The sequence below is a fragment of the Brevundimonas halotolerans genome (assembly GCF_003730275.1).
Classification (GTDB): Bacteria; Pseudomonadota; Alphaproteobacteria; order Caulobacterales; family Caulobacteraceae; genus Brevundimonas; species Brevundimonas halotolerans.
Window position 1 is genome coordinate 47,139 of record NZ_QTTA01000002.1, and the last position, 20,488, is coordinate 67,626.

The window sequence follows — 20,488 nt, forward strand, 5'->3', positions numbered from 1 at the left end:
GGCATGGACGTTCCCGCAATCGCCCCGCTTCTACCGCAACTGGCCTCGGGTGCAGCCCACACCCACGCGCTCGGCTTCACCTATGAGTCGCTGGACGGCGATCGCGTCCGCATCCGGGTGCCCTGGCGCGAGGATCTGGTCGGTGACCCGGACACGGGCGTCATCGCCGGCGGTGTCGTCACCACACTGCTGGACCATGTCGGCGGACTGGCCGTCTGGGTTTCGCTGGACAACTTCAAGCCGCTGGCCACGCTGGACCTGCGCGTCGACTATATGCGCGCCGCCCGGCCCCGCACTGACCTGATCGCGGAAGCGCGCTGTTATCGCCTGACCCGGTCGATCGCCTTTGTCCGCGCCTGGGCGTTCGAGGATGCGCCAGACGACCCCGTCGCGGCGGCCCAGTCCGCCTATATCCTGACCACTGCTCGGCCCGAACGCCGCCCGAAGCCGGAGACCGGGGAATGAGCCGCGTGATCGAGGCCATGCCCTATGCCCGCTTCCTCGGCCTGACGGCGGAACAGGCCGGCGACACTCTGACCGTCACCATGCCGTTTTCCGATCATCTGATCGGCAATCCGATGCTTCCGGCCCTGCATGGCGGATCAACGGCGGCGCTGCTCGAGATCACGGCCATGGCCCAGGTCGCCGAGAGCTTCCCCGGCATGCACCTGCCCCGTCCGATCAATGTCTCGGTCGCCTATCTGCGCTCGGGGCGGCCCCAGCACGTCTATGCCCGGGCCCGCATCAACAAGGCCGGGCGGCGTGTCGCCCACGTACTGGCCGAAGCCTGGCAGGAGGACGAGGCCCAGCCCATCGCCGCCCTGACCGCGCACTTCCTGCTGGAAGACAGCCCCGGGTTGTAAGTTTACGCAGGTTATGGTTGTATTTTCCCGTGGCAACCCGCCACAGGGGAGATTCGCACATGACTCGTTCCGACGCCGGCCAGGCACTGGCCCATCGCCTGTATGCCGCTGAATCGGCCATTGACGCCGCCCTGATCCACACCGCCCGGCTGGCCGCCTATCTGCCCGAGGCCCGGGCCGAGGCCTATCTGTCGGCCGTCACCGGACAGAAGGCCTTCGAGGACACCGCTCAATCCGTCGTGGCCCTGTCCGAGGCCCGCGGCCACATCGTCCGCACCCACGGGCGGCTGGCCGCCCTCGCCCGAAGTCTGGGACTGGAGGCCCTTGCTGTCGGCCCGGTCGACAAGCCCGAGGATGAGCCACCGATCGGCGGAGGCGTTACCGGGACTATTTCTTCGAAAACCTGTGTTTCAAGGCGGCCCGAAGCGTGTTAAGGTTTGCTTAACCATAGTTGCTTGGAGGGTTTCATGGACAGAACACAAGTCATCGCTGGCGTTGCCAAGGATTTGCACGCTACGGAAAAGGCCATTGATGCGGCCATCACCCAGACCACGACCCTGGTTCAGTCCATGATCGGCGCCCGCGCCCTTCTGGAAGTCTCGCCGGTCGCCGGCGCCGGTAGCCAGGCCAAGGCCATGGAAACCATCGCCGCCCTCAGCGAAGCCCGTACGGCCATCGTCGCCTGCCACGCCGAGCTGCAAAAGGACCACCGCAAGATGGGCTGGGGCGTCTACGCCGTCGGTCCCGTCGACAAGCCCGACGATTGGGAAACCCCGGTGGGCGGAACCCCGCCGACCAAGGGTCACCTGCGCCTGGCCTGAATTCGGCGTAATGTTTGACACCGGACATTCCGGTCAGACCCGATTCAATGCATGATCGCCCTCTGAGTGTTTCGCTCAGGGGGCGATCTCATGTTTGACACCCTCTATTCCCAGATCGGCGCGGCCTTCATTGTGCTGGTTCTGGGATTCGCCTTCCTGAAAGGCGAGGAGACCGAGCGGATCGCTGCCGGCGCCTATGGCCTCGGCTGGCTGGCATCGATGCTCGTCCAGAACGACAGCGACCTCTACAGCGCCCAATGGAGCATGCTGGCCATTGATGTGGTCATGCTGCTGGTGCTGGGGGCCCTGGTGTGGAAATCGCATCGCACCTGGCCGACCTGGGCCTCCGCTGCCCAGCTGCTGGTGGTCACCGCCCACGCTCTTATGACCCTCGATATCCGCCCCTCGATCTCGTCCTACTACACCGTCATCAACCTGGCCGGTTACGGCGTGCTGGTCGCCCTCGCCGTCGGCACCTTCTGGGCCTGGCAGGAACGTCGCGCCGCGGGCTTGGAGTAGGCTTCTTTTCCTATATCCTGTCCCTCTGATTCGCGCGGAGGGCTGATGTGCCGCTCACTCATGTGCAGATATGGCGGGGGCTGGACCGGCTGGCGCAGGCCGAGGGGCTGACGGCCTCGGGGCTGGCGCGGCGGGCGGGACTGGATCCGACCGCCTTCAATCCGTCCAAACGCCTGGGACCGCCGCCCGAGGCGCGGCCGCGCTGGCCCTCGACCGAAAGCCTGACGCGCGTTCTGGCGGTCTGTGGCCTGTCGCTGGGCCAGTTCGCCCGTCTGGCCGAGGATGCGGAGGAGCCACCGACCGCCGTGCCGCTGCTGGGGCTGGCCCAGGCCGGTCAGGACGGATTTTTCGACGAGGCGGGCCTGCCGACCGGTGAGGGTTGGCTGGAGACCGACCTGCCCCAGCCCCGCGATGGGCTCTACAGCCTTGAGGTGTCCGGCGAGTCCATGGCGCCGCTGTATCGCCCCGGTGACAAGCTGATCGTTGATGCCGAGCCCCGACCCGTGCGGCGCGGCGACCGGGTGGTGGTGCGTACCCATTCCGGCGAGACCCTGGTCAAGGAGGTCGAGCGCACCGATGCGTCCGGGCTGACGCTGCTGTCGATCAATCCGGACTATCCCCCGCGTCAGGTGGCGCGCGCCGATATGGCCTGGGTGCGCCGTATCCTGTGGGTCAGCCAGTAGACGCACACGAAAACGGGGCGCGCCCTTGCCGGACACGCCCCGCTCGTCAGCTCTGGGACCCGATCAGTAGGTCAGATAGTGGGCGCTGACCCAGCCACCGTTGCTCAGTTGCACCCATTCGCCCTGCGAACCCGTCACCTGCGCCGACTGGCCGGCGCTCAGGCTGCCGATCTGGCGATAGTTGGTGCCGGGCCCCGAACGGACCCGCAGATTGCTGGTGGCGCGGACGGTGGCCCCGCCCTGTTGAGCCTGAGGCGCCTGGCGGGCACGGTCGCGCTGCTGCTGGCAGCCGACGTAGGAGCCCGCAGCGGCACCCGCAGCCGCACCGGCCACGGCGCCCAACTCGCGCTCATTGTCCGAAATCTGGCTGCCAGCCAAGGCGCCCAGCACACCACCGATCACGGCACCGGCCTGTTGCCGCCCGCCGGGGGCGTCGCAGTTGGTGATTCCATTGGCCGACTGCGCGCTGGCGATACCCGGCACCGCCGACATGGCCACAAGGGCCGCACCGGCCATCAAAGCTCTGTTGATCATCTTCGACATGACTCACTCCTTCAGTGGGGTCGTGTCATGAAAATGCGCGGACGCAGCGAAAGGCTCCCATGAACGGATTGTTGTTTTCGGTTCATATTGTTGACGCGCTACCGCTCGGCTCGCGGAGCCTCGCTGCTTGAGCACGGTACATTCCTCCCCCCCTTGGGGGAGGGGGACCATGCGCAGCATGGTCGAGGGGCCGCCCCCTACCCCACCAGCTCCCCCCGTGCGCCCCTTTCGATCAGCGCGATCGTCTGGGGCAGGCCATAGATGGCGGCGAAGGACCCAAATCGCGGACCCTGCGACGCGCCCAGCAGCACCTCATACAGCGCCCCGAACCACGCCCGCAGGGGCTGGAAGTCGTGCGCCTTGCCGACCGCATAGACCTCGCCCTGAATGGCCTCGCCGTCGGTGGTGTCAGCCGGCAGGGCCTTCAGACGTGCCGCCAGATCCTCGAACGCCGCCTTCTCCTGCTCCGTCGGCGCGCGATAGGTCTTCGAGGGCTTCACGAAGTCCTCGTAATAGTTCAGCGCATGCCCCATCAGCCGATCCAGCGTCGGCTCAGTCTCCGGCGTGGCCTCCGGCAGATACTTGGCGAAATAGGCCCACAGATGGTCCCTGGTCGAGGCATTGGCCACGCCGACCAGGTTCAACAGCAGGCTGAACGACACCGGGCTGGCGACCTTCGGTGGCGCGCCCGCATGGATCGACCAGACGGCATTGTCGATCTGCTTGGCCGGCTCCTGCGTCTGGAACTGGTCGATGAAGCTCAGATAGTCGTCAATGGCCCGCGGAATGACGTTGAAGTGCAGGCTCTTGGCTGATTTCGGCGACTGGAACATGTACCAGCTCAGGCTCTCGGGCGTGCCGTAGCGCAGCCACTCGTCCATGGTCAGACCATTGCCCTTGGACTTGGAGATCTTCTTGCCCTCAATGTCGAGGAACAGCTCATAGTTGAAACCCTCGGGCGGGGTGCCGCCCAGGGCCCGGCAGATCTTCGACGCCTCGCGCACGCTCTCGATCAGGTCCTTGCCCGACATCTCATAGTCGACGTCCAGAGCCGTCCACCGCATGGCCCAGTCCGGCTTCCACTGCAGCTTCACATGGCCGCCGGTGACCGGCACCTCGGTGCGGCCGCCTGCCGGATCGTCAAAGACAATGGTGCCCTTCTCGACATTCCTCTCCAGCGTCGGCACCTGCAGCACATGGCCGGTGACAGGGCTGATCGGCAGGAAGGGCGAATAGGTGGCGCGGCGCTCCTCGCCCAGCGTCGGCAGCATGATGGCCATGACCGCGTCATAGCGCTCCAGCATCCGCATCAGGGTCGCGTCGAACCGGCCCGAGCGATACTGCTCGCTCGAGCTCATGAACTCATAGTCAAAGCCGAAACTGTCCAGAAACGCCCGCAGCCGCGCATTGTTGTGCGAGCCGAAGCTGTCGTGCGTGCCGAACGGGTCGCGCACCTTCGTCAGCGGCAGGTGCAGGTCCTCGCGCAACATCTCCGGGTTCGGCACACCGTCCGGCACCTTGCGCAGGCCGTCCATGTCGTCCGAGAACGCGATCAGTCGCGTCGGCCAGTGGTCGCCCGTCAGCGCCCGAAAGGCATTGCGCACCATGGTCGTGCGCGCCACCTCGCCAAAGGTGCCCATATGCGGCAGGCCCGAAGGACCATAGCCGGTCTCAAGGATCACCGGCCGCTGCAGCGCCTCGAACGTTGCCAGCGCCTCGTCCGCCTTGCCCGCATCGATCAGCATCCGCGCGGCATTCAGCTCGGCGTCCGACAGCCGCTTCTTCAGCACATGGGCCAGAAGATTGCGGGCTTGTTCAAACGGCCACGAGCGGGCCTCACGGGCGAGGGGTTCAAGGTTCTGAAGCATGCCCAGCGTTTGACCCGCAACGCCGCTGCGGTCAACGGCGGGGAGCGATACGCAGCCAGGATCGTTGTCGGATCGAGGAGGAAAACCCCATGACCTACCGCCGCTTCGCCGCCATGATCGCGGTCTCGACCGTCATCATGTACGGCCTGATGTATCTGAATACGTACCAGTGGAGCCACGTCCACTTCAGCGAAACCCGCCTCTACATGGCCCTGCTCATGGGGGCGACCATGGCCGTGGTCATGCTGGGCTTCATGTGGAGCATGTACAAACAGCGGGCCGTCAACCTCGCCATCGTCGGCGGTGCCGTGATCGTGTTTGCCGGCAGTCTGTGGCTGGTCCGCAGCCAGGCCACGGTGGGCGAGGTCGCCTGGATGCGCGCCATGATCCCCCACCACTCCATCGCCATCCTGACCAGCGAGCGCGCCAACATCCGGGACCCGCGCGTCCGCCAGCTGGCCGATGAGATCATCGAGGCCCAGCGCCGCGAAATCGCCGAGATGGAGACCCTGATCGCCGATCTGGAGGGCGATCCGCCCAAGCGATAGTCAGGCGGCCGCAGCGCTCGCTTCCGCCCAGTCTTCGCGCCAGGGGCGGCTGGCCTGGGTGAACAGTTTGTCGAACATCTCGGCGGCGTTCAGCGGCTTGGCGATACAGTCGTCCATGCCGACGGCGAAATAGAGCTCCAATTGCTCAGCAAGCGTATTGGCGGTCAGGGCGATGATCGGGGTCGCGGCGACCTCGGTGCCCAGGGCGCGGATTCGGCGGGTGGCCTCGACGCCGTCCATGACCGGCATCTGGATGTCCATCAGGATCACGTCCCATCCGCCACGGCGGGCGGCCTCGACGCCCTCGGCCCCGTCATCGGCGGTTTCACAGATCACCCCCTGTGCCGTCAGCAGGGTCGAGACCAGCACCCGGTTGCTTTCATTGTCATCGACATAGAGGACGACCATGGCGCGCCCCTCGCCCTCATCCTCGACGGACGCGTCTACGGCGGCCGGTTCGGGCATGTCAGGCCGCGTCGCGGCCGGCCTCGGCCGCATCAGGTCGTCCATATCGATCGCCCCGCCCCAGTCATCGCGCTGCGACAGGTCGATCATTCGCTCGACAACCGTGTGCAGGGCCTCACCGGCGGCGGTGATCCGCGCCACATGCGCCGCCTGATCCGGGTTCAGCCCGGACCGGTCCAGGACGTCGGCAAAGCCCATGACCGCATTCAGGGGGGTGCGCAGCTCGTGCGACATGTCGCTGAGGAATCTCTGCCGCGCCTCGGCCATGGCGACTTTCTGCTCGGCGGCGGCGCGCGCAGCCTCGGCCTCGACCCGGTCGGTGACATCGTGCTCGTTCAGCAGCACGCTGACGGCGCCCGTCACCGGATCCTGAACGGGCCGACAGTCGATATGGTGCCAGCGCGGGCCCTTCAGCGTCACCATGCGGTGCACCTCGGCCGTCGTACGCTCGGCCAGCGCAGTATCCAGAACTGCCTGGCCGGCAGCCCGGTCCTCGAACCGGTCGATCAGGCCCACACCCTCGCCATAGGCCGAAAAGGCCCCGGGATTGGCAAACAGTACCGCGCCCGTGGCGTCGAACAGGCCGACCGGCCCGGCCGAATGGCGCAGGGCCTCCACCGCCCGCCGTTCCTCGACCCCGACGTCGGCCTCGGTGGCCTCGAACAGCAGCACCTTGCGGCCGTCGTCCAGCGCCACGGTCGAAATCAGCGCCTGAACCGTTAGCGGCTCGCCATTGGGATAGAAGGTCCAGCGTTCCTCGACCGGTTCGCCGTCGGCCGTCACGGCCTTCAGCCGGTCTGTCCGGGCGCGGACGGCCGGCGACAATTTGGAAAAATCGCGCGACAGTAACTCGTCCAGATCCGCCGCACCCCACAGGGCCAACGCCGTCCGGTTGGCATAGACGCCGAAGCAGGTATCCGGGTCGAACAGCCACACAGCCCGCCGCAAACTGTCCCATGCGGTCAGCGGGGCCCCGTCGGCCAGTGCGGGAAGCGTCAGACTCATAGGCCCTTCTTGCCTGAAACGCCTGAAGCAACGCTTAAGGGAGGCCCTTTGCTCGCTTGACCGCGCCGCGACGCCATGACCAAAACCGCCGCCTCATGAAGACCGCCGATTTCGACTTTCACCTGCCCGAGGATCACATCGCGCTCCGCCCGGTCGAGCCGCGCGATTTCGCCCGGCTGCTGGTCGTGCGTGACGGCGGGCTTGAGGACCGGATCGTGCGCGATCTGGCGGACTTTCTTCGCCCCGGCGACGCCTTGGTGTTCAACGACACGCGTGTGATCCCTGCCCGCATGTCCGGCTCGCGCCATCGCATCAGCCCCGAAGGCGAGACGCTGAGCGTGCCCGTCGAGGCGACCCTGCACCACCGCGATGCGCCAGACGTCTGGTCGGCCTTCATGAAGCCGGGCAAGCGCATCAAGCCGGGGGACCGCATCGTCTTCGGGGCGGATTGCGATGCGGCCTGCCTGATGTCAGGCCTTGGCGCGACGGTCATGGCCAAGGGCGAAGACGGGCTGGTGACCCTCAAGTTCGCCCTGTCGGGCCCGGCGCTGGACGATGCCATCCGCGACATCGGCGTAATGCCCCTGCCCCCCTATATCGCCGCCAAACGGGCCGAGGACGACCGCGACCGGTCGGATTATCAGACCGTCTATGCCGAACACGACGGCTCGGTCGCCGCACCCACGGCGGGCCTGCACTTCACCTCCGCCCTGCTGGACGCCATCCGGGCGAAGGGCGTCAGCATGCACGCCGTCACCTTGCACGTTGGCGCGGGCACCTTCCTGCCGGTCAAGGTCGACGACCTGTCGGAACACCGCATGCACAGCGAATGGGGCACGGTGTCAGAAGAGACGGCCGAGGCCCTGAACCGCGTCCACGCCGCTGGAGGGCGCATCGTCTGCGTCGGCACCACCTCCCTCCGCCTGCTGGAGTCGGCTACCGGCGAGAACGGCGTGATCGGGCCCTTCCATGGTGACACCGCCATCTTCATCACACCGGGCTACCGCTTCCGCGCGGTGGATATACTGATGACCAATTTCCACCTGCCGAAGTCGACCTTGTTCATGCTGGTCTCGGCCTTCGCAGGCACGGACACCATGAAGGCCGCCTACGCCCACGCCGTTGAAAGCGGCTACCGCTTCTACTCATACGGCGACGGCAGCCTGCTGTTCCGGGAGTGAGCGCGCGAAGCGGGTTCATAACGGCGACCACGGGGCTTCACGGCGAGCACGGCGCGGTTGAGTCTTGACGCTGCCCCGCTGTGGTCGCCGTGCCCTCGCTGTGCCCGCTGTGATGAACCCCCTTCTAGAGTCCCCTCTCCATTGGGAGAGGGGGTTGGGGGTGAGGGGCTCACCGCATCCTTCGGCGTGAGCCGTCGCATAGTCTCTGCCACGGCGATCGCCGACGGACACCACCGACCCTCATCCGTCGCTCACGCGCCACCTTCTCCCATCGGGAGAAGGAGACATGACAGTGGGTCGAGCGCCCCAGCTATTAAACCCGGCGCCAAATTCCTCATCCCTTTCAACACCCCTGCTCCCTCCCGCACCGTTCTTCCCGACCGGGTCGACACCGCGCCCATACTGCCCGGTTGCCTCCGGAGGACGCGACCGTGATTTCAGACCATTCAGACGATTCAGACGGTTCAGACGGTAATTCTTCATCTCCTCCCCACGTTTGGGGAGGAGATGAGGGTCTCGAAACAGACCATTCAGACGGTTCAGACGGCGTTTTTGTCAGACTCGTCTGCGGCCGACCTCGCCCCGGCGGTCCAGCCCTAAAGACCCAGTGCCCGGAACCAGGCGTCGATCTCCATGGCCTCGGCGCGGATGGCGGCGGTGCGTTCGGCGGCCTCGGCGTCGATGCCCCACTGGCTCTCCTGAAACGCCTCGTCCAGTCGGCTGAGGTCGTGAGCGGCCTCGGCGGACAGGGCCCCCTTCAGCACCGCCAGCGCCAGAATAGCCGAGCCATACATGGGCACCAGAGAGGCCAGCCCGGTCAGGGCGAAATCGTCCAGCTCCAGCGCCAGAGCCTTCACCCGCGCCAGCGCCTCGGGCGACTGGGTCCGGTGGACGATGCCCGAGCCAGGCTCCAGCCGGATGCCGTGTTCGGCGGCCCAGTTGCGCCAGCGGCCCCATTCCGCGTCCTGTCGGGCGCGCAGGCTGGTCGGCGCTTCGGCCGGGTAGCAGATCAGGTCCGTCCCGGCGTAAGCCGCGATCTCATCGGCCACGGCCTCGCGCGCCAGGCAGACGGCATCCAGCGCCGTCGAGGCCAGCCGGGTGGCGGGCATGGTCGCGGGCTCGATCACCTCGGTCTGGCGGTCCCACTCGGCGGCCACGCGCCGCGCGGTCTCGGCGGTGGGCAGGACCAGCGGGCGGCCCGCCGGCGTCTTGGGCGTGCGACCGTCCAGCTGGACGGCGTGGCCGCCCTCGACCTCGGCCACCCCGGCGGCCTTCCAGAAGCGTTTCGGCCGGTCGCCGGGCTCGCGAAAGCCCTTGGCGGCGGCGACATTGGGGTCCAGCGGCGGGATATGGCTCATGTCGTCTCCCTCTGGCGGGCGGCAAAGGTCTCAAGCTGGCGCGTCAGGTCGTCGAAGGTCGCGGCCACATGATGCGCCCCGGCCTCGACCTGTTCGGCCTCGGTGTGAAAGCCCCAGCCGACGCCCTGGGCCCACACCCCGGCGGCGCGGGCCATGCGCATGTCATGACCGGTGTCGCCGATCATCACGGTCTGCTCCGGCCGGGCCTTACACGCCGTGATCGCAGCCTGAAGCATGGCGGGATTGGGCTTGCCCGGCCCGTCCTCGGCGCAGTGGCTGGACAGAAACAGATCGGCCCAACCGGCCCGCGCCAGATTGCGGGCGACGCCGCGCCGCGACTGGCCGGTGGCCAGCGACAACCGCCAGCCGCGGCGCTTCAGATCAGCCAGCAGGTCCATGGCGCCCGCATAGAGCGGCTCCTCAAACCCCGGCTCGGCATGCATGGTGACGAAGGCGGCCTTGTAGTGGTCGGTGTAACGGTCGACCTCGTCGGGCCCCAGATCGGGCCCCAGCCGCGCCATGGCCTCGGTCAACGACAGGCCGACCCCGCCCCGCACGAACTCATAGTCGGGCTCCGGCAGGCCCATGGCCCGGGCCGCCGTCCGGGTGGCGCTCAGGATGGTCGCCCGGCTGTCCACCAGGGTGCCGTCGATGTCGAACACCGCCAGCACGATTAGCGCCGCATCCCCGCGAAGGGGTCAAAGTCGGACTCGTCCTCGACGAAGCCGAAGTTCTCGAAGCCAGCCTTCATCTCGGGGCTCAGCGGCGCCTCGACGATCAGCTTGCCGCCGCCGGGGTGGTCCAGCTCGATCCGGCGGGCGTGCAACTGCAGCTTCAACGACCCCGACAGGGCCGCCGAAGTCTCGTCACCGTATTTGGGATCGCCCAGGATCGGATGGCCGATCGACTTCATATGGGCCCGCAGCTGATGGGTCCGACCGGTGAACGGCCGTAGCGCCAGCCAGGCCACGCGCTGTCCGGCCCGCGAGACGGTGGCATAAGCGGTCTCGGCGGTCTCGGCGCCATGCTCCTTGGCATCGGCCGGCCGCATGATCTCATAGTCATTGATGCCCGACTTCTTGAGCGCCAGTTCGATCCGCCCTGATACGGGCTTGGGTGTGCCGGACACCAGCGCCCAATAGGTCTTCTTGGCCTGACGCCGGGCAAAGGCGCCTGACAGGCGCTTGGCGGCCTCGGGCCCCTTGCCCAGCAGCAGGACGCCCGTCGTGTCCCGGTCCAGGCGGTGGACCAGACGCGGGCGCTCCAGCCCCTCGCCCCACGCTGACAGCAGGGCATCGACGTGGCGCGTGGTCTTGGTTCCGCCCTGAACCGCCAGCCCATGCGGCTTGTTCAGGACGATGACCATCTCGTCCTCGAAGATCACCAGCGAGCGGGCATAGGCGGCGTCGCGCGGGGTGATGCGGTCACGCTGGCCCGGCTCGCGCGCCTTGACCTCCGGGATCGGGGGCACGCGGATCATCGACCCGGCCGCCAGCCGGTCCTCAGGACGGGCGCGCGATCCATCGACGCGGATCTGGCCCGAACGCGCCAGCTTCTGGACCTGGATGTGCGACACGTGCGGCCAACGCCTGCGGATCCAGCGATCCAGCCGGATGCCCTCTTCCTCGGCGGCCACGGGCAATGTCTTGACTTCGCGGCTCACAGCACGCCTCCCACCATACGGCGCATGATCCAGAGCCCCACGAACAGGGCCACAACCGCCACAATGACCGAGGCCAATGCATAACCCAGCGCCAGCCCCATCTGCCGACGTTCGATCATCAGGGCGACCTCGAGCGAAAAGGCGGAAAAGGTCGTGAACCCGCCCAGCAGGCCCACCCCGATCAGCAGCCGCCAGGTCTCGGCATGGGCGCCGCCGCGATGAGCCAGCCAGCCGACCAGCAGGCCCATGGCGAGGCCTCCCAGACCGTTGACGGCAAATGTCCCCCATGGCCAGGCCGCGCCGGGCAGCATCCGGCCCAGACCAAGCCCGACCCCGTAGCGCAGGGCCGCACCGACCCCTCCGCCGGCCGCAACGATCAGAAAACGTGTCATGGGCGGGCTTATACCTGTCTTCGAGGCAAAACGAAGGGCACCGGTCGCGCAACGGCACCTGACACAATCTTCACTTGCCGGGAGGGGCCCCGCCCGGCGATGGTTAACCCCGGCGCGCAGGTTCGTGCGTCGGGAGAACGCCGGTGGCCGGATGGCGTGATCTGCGATACTGACCGGTCAGTGAAGCTGGGCTGTTTTCGATCATGACCGACCATACGCCGCCGCCGCCAATGCCGGGATCCGAGCCCGCCCCCATGATCGGGCCCGATCCGGTGGTCGATACGCCGAAGGGTCCGAATGCCCCGCCGCCGGGCGCCGCCGATGTAGAGGATCGCGAGATCCCGGCCGGCCGCCCTCCCCGCCGCGACGCCCACATGCGCACGGCCGACGGCATCCTGAAGCCCATCCAGGACAGCAATTATTTCTCTCACGACCCCGATGAGCTGGCCATGGTGTCGGCCCACATCGACGAATATTACAATCAGGCGCTCGACATTTTCCCCTTCTGGGAGAAGGACGGGAAGCCCGACCGATTCCACGTCCTGTTCACGCGTCAGATCAACGAGCGCTTCCCCGCCGACCTGCCGCTGCGTAGCCATATCCACGACTATGGGCGCGGTGTGTTCGCCGCCCTGATGGTCCATGTGGGGGTCAAGCGCCTGACCCAGGCCCTGGCCCTGATCGGTCTGATGGTGCTGGCGACCGTCGGGCCGACCTGGCTGGCGCAATGGACCGGCTCGCGCCCCGTCGGCCTCGGCCTCGCGGCCGGTGGCATGCTGGTGACGCTGGGTGTGTTCTGGGCGCTGCAGGCCATCCTGTTCATCCAGTACCGCTTCCGGCTGGAGAACGATTCCTACCAGCTCTCGCGCGAGATCGTGCAGCAGACGCGCGAGCTGCAGAACCTGTTCACCACCGCCCGGGCCATGGCCGATCAGGCCGAGACCCAATACCAGATGGACGGCAAGGGCTGGGGCCAGCGCGCCCTGTATCTGACCCGGCTGACCATGTGGATCGGCGCGCGGATGGAGTACCTCGAGAAGTACGTCCAGATGGAGCTGTGGCGCGTCCGCCGCGAGCGCTACTGGACCCGCTGGGTGTCGCGCATTGCCACGCCGCTGATCCTGATCGTCTGGCTGGTGGCCTTCGCCTATGAGCGTCCGCCCATCGACGAGGTGGCCTTCCGCGGACTTCAGGCGCTCGCCGTCGTGATCGGCATCATCATCAGCTGGCTGTCCTATTTCCGCTGGCAGACGCCGGTCGGTGCCATCCAGGACAAGCTGGGGGCCGAGAGCTGGGTGCGCTACGCCTCGCTCGACGTCGACAATGCCGTGGCCGATCAGGTGCGCCGCGACAAGGAACGTCTGGTCGAATACCGGGCCCTGACGCGGGGGCGATAGGCCTCAGCGCCAGCCGAGCGCGCGGGTGACCTCACGCGCGTCATAGGCCACGGCGCTGTCGGGCTTGGTCCCGCGTCCCATGACGACCTCGAGCGTGGTCGAGGTGGCGCCCGGTCCGGTCAGGTTGAGGCCGACGCCCACACCGACGCCCGACGTTGAAAAGCCGCCGTACCGGCCAGAGCCTGCACCGATGGATACACTGGGGCGCACGCCGCCGCGTGGATCGGGACGGCCGTCGGTCCAGCGCTGCGTCACCTCGAACCAGTCATAGCCTTGGGCGAGGGTCAGTTCGGCCGCCCGCAGCAGGGCGTAATCCGCGACCGGCCCAGGATCGCCCACGCCGTTATAGGTCACGCGATAGCGGTTCGATTCAATCGGGGCCTCGCTATAGCCCTGTCCGCCCTGCCCCATCTGGGGGCCGTAGGGCGCCAGACTGGCACAGCCACCCAGCACGAGGATCGAGGCGGCGACGGCGGCAAGTGCGACGGGGCGGCCGGGATGTCTGAAAGTCATGGCATTTCTCCGCTCTATGAGGAACAAGCGCCCGCTTGGTCGGAACGTTCCGGCGCGACCAGGCCGGCCGCCGCCATCAAGGTCCTGAAATCATCAGGCACAAGTGCCTCGACCCCTCGCTCGCCCCCCTCCGGATGCGGGAAACGCAGGCGGGCGGCGTGCAGCATCAGCCGCTCCGCCTTCCGACCCGCGAACGTCAGGGCGCCACCGTAGCGCGCATCCCCGACCAGCGGACTGCCCAGATCGGCCATATGCACGCGCAGTTGATGCATGCGGCCGGTGTGCGGCTCAAGCTCGACCAAGGCCCCCTGCGCGCTCCTCGCCAGCACGCGATAGCGGCTCTCGGACGGCTGGGCGCCGGGCGTGCCGTCCGGCACGGCCCGCATATAGCTCTCGCGGCCGATCTCCTGCCGCAGCAGGGCCCGGCGGATCACGCCCTGATCCTGTGGCGGCGGTGTCTCGACCAGCGCCAGATAGGTCTTGGTCAGCTTGCGGCTCTGGATGGCCTTGCCCAGAAAGCCGGCCGCCGGTTTGGTCTTCGCCGCCAGAATGACGCCCGAGGTGTCGCGGTCCAGCCGGTGGACCAGATGCGGCCGCTTTCCGTTCGACCGGGCAAAGGCCCACAGCAGGTCGTCCAGCGTATTGGCCTTGATCCGCCCGCCCTGGCTGGACAGGCCCGCGGGCTTGTTCAGCACCAGCACATGGGCGTCCTCGAAGACCACCGACGCACGGACGGCAGCGATCTCGGCATCGGAAAGGGTGACGGGCGGCTGGAAACTCACAGTTCCGGCTTAGAGCATGCCAGCCCGCCCGTCAGCCATCAGATCAGCGCAGGACACCCTTGCGAGCCATCGTCCAGGCGTACCAAGCCAGGAAGGCGGCGATCAGCACGATCACCCAGGGCATCCAGCTCATGGCGGCCATTTCGGGCGTCAGAGGCGGCGGGTTGATGAACTTGCCGTAGATCAGGCTGACGACGGCGCCGACCAGCGACAGGGCGAAGGCCCAGACGGCCCAGCGCATACGCAGCAGCAGAAAGATCGAGCCGATCACTGCGCCCCAGACGCCCAGAATCCACGGCACCCACATCCAGTCCGGCATGGCCATGTAATAGTCGATCATCTCCTGCGAGAACTTCATGCTGCGCATGTAGGTCTCACCCTGCGTCGACGTCATGATGAAGTCATAGGCGCCGAAACCATTCCACAGCAGCGACACCACCCCCACCGCCCACAGGTGCCAAGGCGTTCTTACCGTCATCGAAGTCATGTCTTTCCCCTCCCAAGGTTGACGCAAGGGAGGTTACGCCGAATTTCGAAAACGGCAACGCTTCTCGTGGGGCCTATTCGGCCTTCATATGCGCGCGCAGGGCTGCCCAGCGGTCAAGACGTTCCTTGACCTTGGCCTCATGGCCCTCGCCCTTTGGCGCATAGAAGACGCGGCGCTCCATCTCGTCGGGGAAGTAGTTGGCGCCCGAGAAGCCTTCGGGGGTGTCCGGGTCGTACTGATACCCCTTGCCGTAGCCGAGCGACTTCATGAGTTTGGTTGGCGCATTGCGGATGTGGGCGGGGGGCATCAGCGAGCCGGTCTCACGCGCGGCCCTGGCGGCGGCCTTATAGGCCTCATAGACGCCGACCGATTTCGGCGCAGTCGACAGGTGCACGACCGCCTGGGCCAGGGCCAGTTCGCCCTCGGGACTGCCCAGAAAGTCATAGGTGTCCTTGGCCGCATTGGCGACCAGCAGCGACAGAGGGTCGGCCTCGCCGATGTCCTCGACCGCCATCCGCACGATGCGGCGCGCCAGATACAGCGGGTCCTCGCCCCCGTTCAGCATGCGTGCCAGCCAGTAGAGGGCCGCGTCCGGGTCCGATCCTCGGACAGATTTATGCAATGCTGATATGAGGTTATAGTGTTCTTCTCTACTTTTGTCATAAGCGGGGGCGCGCTTCTGCAGGGTGCCGGCCAGCCCCTGCACGTCCAGCGGGGCCTCGCCCGACAGACCGAACAGGACCTCGGACATGGTCAGCAGATATCGACCGTCGCCGTCCGCCAGCGCCAGCAGGGCGTGGCGCGCCTCCGGGGTCAGAGGGAGGGTCTTTCCCTCCTGCGCCTCAGCACGAGTCAACAGTTGATCAAGCGCCTCATCGTCCAGCCGTTTCAGCACGAACACCTGCGATCGGGACAGCAGCGCCCCGTTCAGTTCGAACGACGGGTTCTCGGTCGTGGCGCCGACCAGGGTCACGATCCCCTCCTCCACAAACGGCAGGAAGCCGTCCTGCTGGGCGCGGTTGAAGCGATGGATTTCATCGACGAACAGCAGGGTCGACTGGCCGGCGGCGCGGCGCATGCGGGCCGCCTCAAACGCCTTCTTCAGATCGGCCACACCCGAGAAGACGGCCGAGATCTGCTGATACTCATAGCCCGCCGCCCGGGCCAGCAGCCGGGCGATAGTGGTCTTGCCGGTGCCCGGTGGACCCCAAAGGATCATCGAGCCCAGTCGTCCGCCCTCGACCATCCGCCGGATTGGGCCGCCCTCGCCCAGCAGGTGATCCTGCCCCACCACCTGATCCAGGGTGGTTGGCCGCAGCCGGTCGGCCAGCGGCGCGTCAGGCGGATGGATACCCGAGGCTTCGAAAAGATCGCTCATGCGCGTATGTAGGGGCCGGACGCCCTGCCGACAAAGGACAACTTATGGCCGACACTGCCCCGCCGACCCCCGTCGGACTGATCCCCTATCTGACCATCCCGTCGCGGGGTGGACAGGCGGCGGTGGAGTTCTATCGCGCGGCCTTTGGCGCCGAGGAGCTGTTCCGCAATCTGGCGGATGACGGCGAGCGGCTGATGCACAGCCGGCTGAAGATCAACGGCAGCCTGATCTTCCTGTCGGACGAATTCCCGGAATACGGCCAGACGCCGGATATCAAACCCGCGGGTGTCACACTTCACCTGCAGGTCGATGACGCCGACGAGTGGTGGAAGCGCGCCCTCGTCGCGGGCGGCATCCCGCTGATGCCGCTGGCCGACCAGTTCTGGGGCGACCGCTATGGCCAGCTGACCGACCCGTTCGGTCACATCTGGTCGATCGGCGCTCCGATCAAGGCCTGATCCACCGTCAGCGCATGGTGCCGTTCAGGCTCTGGCCGCCGCGCTGAATGACGACCTGCGCGCCCCGACGCAGTTGCGCCAGGTCCTGGGCCGTATCCACGGCCTGTCCATTGACCGACACGATAATGTCCCCGCGCCGGAAGCCCTGACGCGCGGCTATGGAGTTCTGGGCAAGCCCACCAACGATCACCCCTTCGGCGAAGGGATCACCCAGCAGCCGGTCAGCGATCGCCGGGTTCAGGGCCAGCACCTGGGCTCCGGCCATGGCACCCTCGCGGATCACCACGGCGGCCTCTAGGTTGATCTCGCCCGGCAGGGGCTGGACACGGGCGTTCACCTGTTGCTCGCGGCCGTCGCGGATCAGGGTCACAGCCACGGTGTCGCCCGGCGCCCGGGTGCCGACACGGAAGTTCAGCCCGCCCTGATCGTTGATCTCATTGTTGCCGACGGCGAGGATCACATCGCCCTGCCGGATGCCGGCCCGAGCGGCCGGGCCATTGGCGAACAGATCGGTGACCTTGAGCCCGCGCGGACGGTCCAGACCCATGCGCGTGGCCTCTTCCGCCGTCAAGGGTTCGCCCTTCACGCCCAGCCAGGGCCTGACGACCGTGGTCTCACCCTCCAGCGCGGCATCGACCACGCGCTGAACCATGGTGGCGGGCACGGCAAAGCCCACGCCCGAGGACGAGCCCGAGCGCGAGAAGATCGCCGTATTGATGCCGATCAGGTCGCCATCCATATCGACCAGCGCCCCGCCGGAATTGCCCGGATTGATGGCCGCGTCGGTCTGGATGAAGGAGCCGGAGTCCGAAATGCCGGTCTCGGTCCGGTTCAGGGCGGAGATAATGCCGTTGGTCACCGTCTGGCCGACGCCAAACGGATTGCCGATCGCCAGCACCAGATCGCCGATCTGCTGGTCTTCGCCCGCATCGATGCGCAGCACCGGCAGCGGCTCCTCGACGCCCTCCAGCTGCAGCACGGCGATGTCCGACCGCTCATCGGCCAGCAGCACCTTGGCGGTGAACTGGCGACGGTCGTTCAGGCCGACGATGATCTCGTCCATGCCCTGGATGACGTGGGTGTTGGTGACCACAATCCCGTCGGCCCGCACGATCACGCCCGAGCCGACCGAGCCGGTCGGCTGCTGGCGGAACTGGCCCCAATAGGGGTCGCGATAGGTCTGCACCCCGCGGGCCGAGATATTGACGACGGCGGGGGCTGTGCTGCGCACCACGGGGGCAAAGCTGGCCTTGACCTCAGCCGCATCGCGCGGGACCGCCCGCTCGGCCGCAGGCTCGAACACACTGTCCTGGGCCTTTGTGTCGTCAGGCGCGCCACATGCGGTCAGGGCAAGCGCCAGAACAGAGATGGCAAGAGGCGGGAATTTCATCGGCAATCCACTGAAATCGACAGACGGCTTGGGCCAATATTGCACCGCCGCAATGGGACGGCATCAAGGCGAGCTCCGAACCATGGAGAATCCTTAATCTGCAACCGGCGGTTTCCAGCTTGCGGTGTGGCGCCTGCCCGGTCACCCTCCCCGCCATGAGCGCAGTCATCGAAACCCGCAATCTCACCAAGACCTATGGCACGGTCAAAGCCCTGGACGGTCTCAGCCTGACCATCCCCAAGGGCGGCGTCTATGGCGTGCTTGGGCCCAACGGGGCCGGCAAATCCACCCTGTTTCGCATCCTGCTGGGCCTGATCGCGCCCACCGAGGGCGACGCGTCTGTCATGGGCGGGGCCATCCGCGACCCGAAGGCCATGCGGCGTATGGGCTCTATGATCGAGACCCCGCGCTACCCCCCCTATATGAGCGCCCGTCAGGTGCTGACCTGGCTGTCGCTGGCCCACGGGCTGACGTCCGACACCACGCGCACCGATCGCTGGCTGGAGCGGGTCGGCCTGACCGAGGCTGCAGACCGCCGGGTCCGGGGCTTCTCCGTCGGCATGCTGCAGCGCCTCGGCGTCGCCGCCGCCCTGATCACCGAGCCCGAGCTGATCATTCTGGATGAGCCGACCAGCGGCATGGATCCGCCCGGCATTCAGGAGATGCGGGCCCTGATCCGCAGCCTCGCGCATGACGACGGCCTGACCGTCGTGCTGGCCAGCCACCAGTTGCTGGAGGTCCAGCGCGTCTGCGACCGCGTGGCCATCCTCAACAAGGGCAAGCTGGTCCGCGAGGGCACGGTGTCGGAACTGACCACCACGGGCGAGCGCCTGCGCCTGTCGCTGACGCCGCTGGACAAGGCGAGCACGATCTTGGGCGAACGCGGCACGGTGGACGGCACCGCCATCCTCGCCAATGTGCCCCGCGCCGAGGGCCCGGCCCTGATCCGCGCCCTCGTCGAACAGGGCATCGACATCGACGAGGCGCGCTGGGTCGGCACCGACCTCGAGAGCGTCTTCTTTACCGAGACGGGTTCCATCCAGACGCCGGAGCATGACCATGTGGGCTGACGCCATCCGCGCGGAAGCCTTCCGCCTCTCCAAAAGCCGTACGACCTGGTTCTGGAGCGTGTTCTTCGCGCCCATCCTGCTGCTCATCGTGGGCGCCATCAGCAGTCTGGTGATTGACGCCAATGCCACCAAGCTGGCTGCCGACCCCGATGCCCCGCCCGAGCTGACCCAGATGCTGTCGATGCAGCCGCTGGACATGGGTCAGGCCATGATCGCCAACGCCGGCAATCTGTCGAATGCACTGGTGCTGCTGTTCATTCTGATCGGGGCAGCCACTGTCTATGCCGGTGACTATCGCTGGGAGACCTGGCGCCTGATCAGCGCGCGCAACACCCGGCCCAACCTGCTGCTGGGCAAGCTGGCCGTGGTGACCGGCCTGTCGCTGGTCGCCATGCTGGTCATGCTGATCTCGGGCACCCTCAGCGACCTGATCCAGGCCGCCGTGTTCGACCGGGGTCTGACCTTCACCATGGATGCCGGGGATGTGGGCCAGTTCTTCCTGCTGGCGGGACTGTCTTTGCTGCGAATCCTGCAGTTCACGATGATCGGCCTGCTGGCCGCCGTCATGACCCGCTCGCTGCTGGTCGCCCTGTTCGTGCCGCTGGTGCTGGCCATCGCCCAGTTCTTCCTGCCTATGCAGGTGCTGCCACCCATGGGCTTCATGCCCGACAGCTGGCTGTCGGTCCTGGTCGATCCCGGTGGGGCCCTCGACTCGATCAAGGATCTGGTGCGGGGGGGTGATGCCGCCGCTGGCGTGCCGGACGGTGTCCTTCCCAAGGCATGGATCAGCGTCGCCCTGTGGACCCTGCTGCCCGCCGCGGGTGCCATCGCCTGGTTCAACCGCCAGGATCTGTCGAAGGAATAGGCACCACACAACTCTGTTATTTGACGAGCAGTTGACGCAATCTTAGCGTGATCATCGGTGAAAGAGTTCACCGATGGGGGGAACCACTATGAAACGTCTTGTTGCTTTTGCGTTCCCGATCGCCTTGGCCTTGGCCGCTCCGACGCCGGTGGCCATGGCGCAAGTCTGCAATTCTGCTGACGATGAATGCTTCATCGAATGCGTCGCTGGCTGTATTTCAACAGGCGGGACGTATTCGG

24 protein-coding genes are annotated in these 20,488 nt (G+C 66.9%); 12 read left to right on the forward strand and 12 right to left on the reverse strand.

Features of this window, described 5'->3' with window-relative positions:
• The first annotated feature begins 3 nt into the window (after positions 1–3).
• The 6 genes from EG854_RS00660 to EG854_RS00685 all read left to right on the forward strand — a co-directional run bounded on the left by EG854_RS00660 (position 4) and on the right by EG854_RS00685 (position 2,886).
• Positions 4–465, forward strand: coding sequence for a PaaI family thioesterase (locus EG854_RS00660; RefSeq protein WP_123285808.1), 462 nt, complete (start codon positions 4–6; stop codon positions 463–465).
• Positions 462–863 carry a PaaI family thioesterase gene (locus tag EG854_RS00665; protein WP_123285809.1) on the forward strand — a complete coding sequence of 134 codons (402 nt, stop codon included), beginning with the start codon at positions 462–464 and terminating at the stop codon, positions 861–863. Before EG854_RS00660 ends, EG854_RS00665 begins: the two co-directional genes overlap by 4 nt.
• A 59-nt stretch (positions 864–922) precedes the next feature.
• The gene (locus tag EG854_RS00670) at positions 923–1,297 is read left to right on the forward strand and encodes a hypothetical protein (protein ID WP_123285810.1); all 375 of its coding nucleotides are present in this window, start codon (positions 923–925) and stop codon (positions 1,295–1,297) included.
• A gap of 33 nt (positions 1,298–1,330) precedes the next feature.
• Positions 1,331–1,684: a hypothetical protein gene (locus EG854_RS00675; protein WP_123285811.1), complete on the forward strand. Its 354-nt coding sequence runs from the start codon at positions 1,331–1,333 to the stop codon at positions 1,682–1,684.
• Positions 1,685–1,774: 90 nt separating this feature from the next.
• The gene (locus EG854_RS00680) at positions 1,775–2,203 is read left to right on the forward strand and encodes a hypothetical protein (protein WP_123285812.1); all 429 of its coding nucleotides are present in this window, start codon (positions 1,775–1,777) and stop codon (positions 2,201–2,203) included.
• A 47-nt stretch (positions 2,204–2,250) separates the two neighbouring features.
• Positions 2,251–2,886 carry a S24 family peptidase gene (locus EG854_RS00685; RefSeq protein WP_123285813.1) on the forward strand — a complete coding sequence of 212 codons (636 nt, stop codon included), beginning with the start codon at positions 2,251–2,253 and terminating at the stop codon, positions 2,884–2,886.
• 63 nt (positions 2,887–2,949) lie between these two features.
• Here EG854_RS00685 and EG854_RS00690 read toward each other — a convergent pair whose 3' ends face one another.
• Positions 2,950–3,429, reverse strand: coding sequence for an SH3 domain-containing protein (locus EG854_RS00690; RefSeq protein WP_123285814.1), 480 nt, complete (start codon positions 3,427–3,429; stop codon positions 2,950–2,952).
• Positions 3,430–3,626: 197 nt separating this feature from the next.
• On the reverse strand, positions 3,627–5,297 hold the full coding sequence (locus EG854_RS00695) for a lysine--tRNA ligase (RefSeq protein WP_123285815.1): 1,671 nt from the start codon (positions 5,295–5,297) through the stop codon (positions 3,627–3,629).
• A gap of 89 nt (positions 5,298–5,386) precedes the next feature.
• Here EG854_RS00695 and EG854_RS00700 point away from each other — a divergent pair, with 89 nt between their 5' ends.
• Positions 5,387–5,845, forward strand: a complete 459-nt coding sequence (locus tag EG854_RS00700) for a DUF305 domain-containing protein (protein ID WP_123285816.1) — start codon at positions 5,387–5,389, stop codon at positions 5,843–5,845.
• Here the strand turns inward: EG854_RS00700 and EG854_RS13335 are convergent, their stop codons facing one another.
• Complete coding sequence (locus EG854_RS13335) at positions 5,846–7,315, reverse strand: response regulator (protein ID WP_123285817.1); 1,470 nt, start codon at positions 7,313–7,315, stop codon at positions 5,846–5,848. It abuts the gene before it with no gap.
• A 95-nt stretch (positions 7,316–7,410) separates the two neighbouring features.
• Between EG854_RS13335 and queA the strand changes: the two genes are divergently transcribed.
• A complete protein-coding gene (queA, locus tag EG854_RS00710) occupies positions 7,411–8,496 on the forward strand; it encodes a tRNA preQ1(34) S-adenosylmethionine ribosyltransferase-isomerase QueA (protein WP_123285818.1) in 1,086 nt (361 codons plus the stop codon).
• A 596-nt stretch (positions 8,497–9,092) separates the two neighbouring features.
• Here queA and EG854_RS00715 read toward each other — a convergent pair.
• From EG854_RS00715 to crcB, 4 genes are read right to left on the reverse strand one after another with little or no spacing between them, the layout of a single operon-like run.
• Complete coding sequence (locus EG854_RS00715; protein ID WP_123285819.1) at positions 9,093–9,854, reverse strand: ATP12 family chaperone protein; 762 nt, start codon at positions 9,852–9,854, stop codon at positions 9,093–9,095.
• Entirely contained in the window at positions 9,851–10,525 is a 675-nt protein-coding gene (locus EG854_RS00720; RefSeq protein WP_241153066.1) for an HAD-IA family hydrolase, read from the reverse strand. The genes EG854_RS00715 and EG854_RS00720 overlap by 4 nt, the downstream gene beginning before the upstream one ends.
• A gap of 2 nt (positions 10,526–10,527) precedes the next feature.
• Positions 10,528–11,517 carry an RluA family pseudouridine synthase gene (locus EG854_RS00725; protein ID WP_123285821.1) on the reverse strand — a complete coding sequence of 330 codons (990 nt, stop codon included), beginning with the start codon at positions 11,515–11,517 and terminating at the stop codon, positions 10,528–10,530.
• The gene (gene crcB / locus EG854_RS00730) at positions 11,514–11,909 is read right to left on the reverse strand and encodes a fluoride efflux transporter CrcB (protein WP_123285822.1); all 396 of its coding nucleotides are present in this window, start codon (positions 11,907–11,909) and stop codon (positions 11,514–11,516) included. Before crcB ends, EG854_RS00725 begins: the two co-directional genes overlap by 4 nt.
• 203 nt (positions 11,910–12,112) lie before the next feature.
• On the opposite strand from crcB, the gene EG854_RS00735 reads away from it, so the two are divergent.
• Positions 12,113–13,306 (forward strand): hypothetical protein, encoded by a 1,194-nt coding sequence (locus EG854_RS00735; protein WP_123285823.1) that lies wholly within the window; start codon positions 12,113–12,115, stop codon positions 13,304–13,306.
• Between the two features lie 3 nt (positions 13,307–13,309).
• Here EG854_RS00735 and EG854_RS00740 read toward each other — a convergent pair whose 3' ends face one another.
• From EG854_RS00740 to EG854_RS00755, 4 genes are all read right to left on the reverse strand, one after another.
• Complete coding sequence (locus EG854_RS00740; protein ID WP_123285824.1) at positions 13,310–13,819, reverse strand: CC0125/CC1285 family lipoprotein; 510 nt, start codon at positions 13,817–13,819, stop codon at positions 13,310–13,312.
• Positions 13,820–13,833: 14 nt separating this feature from the next.
• Positions 13,834–14,601, reverse strand: a complete 768-nt coding sequence (locus tag EG854_RS00745) for an RluA family pseudouridine synthase (RefSeq protein ID WP_123285825.1) — start codon at positions 14,599–14,601, stop codon at positions 13,834–13,836.
• A gap of 43 nt (positions 14,602–14,644) precedes the next feature.
• Positions 14,645–15,088, reverse strand: coding sequence for a hypothetical protein (locus tag EG854_RS00750; RefSeq protein ID WP_164461746.1), 444 nt, complete (start codon positions 15,086–15,088; stop codon positions 14,645–14,647).
• A gap of 73 nt (positions 15,089–15,161) precedes the next feature.
• Positions 15,162–16,466 (reverse strand): replication-associated recombination protein A, encoded by a 1,305-nt coding sequence (locus EG854_RS00755; RefSeq protein WP_123285827.1) that lies wholly within the window; start codon positions 16,464–16,466, stop codon positions 15,162–15,164.
• Positions 16,467–16,510: 44 nt separating this feature from the next.
• On the opposite strand from EG854_RS00755, the gene EG854_RS00760 reads away from it, so the two are divergent.
• On the forward strand, positions 16,511–16,924 hold the full coding sequence (locus EG854_RS00760; protein ID WP_123285828.1) for a VOC family protein: 414 nt from the start codon (positions 16,511–16,513) through the stop codon (positions 16,922–16,924).
• A 7-nt stretch (positions 16,925–16,931) separates the two neighbouring features.
• Here EG854_RS00760 and EG854_RS00765 read toward each other — a convergent pair whose 3' ends face one another.
• Positions 16,932–18,314 carry a trypsin-like peptidase domain-containing protein gene (locus EG854_RS00765; RefSeq protein ID WP_123285829.1) on the reverse strand — a complete coding sequence of 461 codons (1,383 nt, stop codon included), beginning with the start codon at positions 18,312–18,314 and terminating at the stop codon, positions 16,932–16,934.
• Positions 18,315–18,469: 155 nt separating this feature from the next.
• Here EG854_RS00765 and EG854_RS00770 point away from each other — a divergent pair, with 155 nt between their 5' ends.
• Together EG854_RS00770 and EG854_RS00775 are read left to right on the forward strand one after the other, a co-directional pair.
• Positions 18,470–19,384, forward strand: coding sequence for an ABC transporter ATP-binding protein (locus EG854_RS00770; RefSeq protein WP_123285830.1), 915 nt, complete (start codon positions 18,470–18,472; stop codon positions 19,382–19,384).
• Positions 19,368–20,249, forward strand: a complete 882-nt coding sequence (locus tag EG854_RS00775; RefSeq protein WP_206423357.1) for an ABC-2 transporter permease — start codon at positions 19,368–19,370, stop codon at positions 20,247–20,249. The genes EG854_RS00770 and EG854_RS00775 overlap by 17 nt, the downstream gene beginning before the upstream one ends.
• Positions 20,250–20,488: the final 239 nt, after the last annotated feature.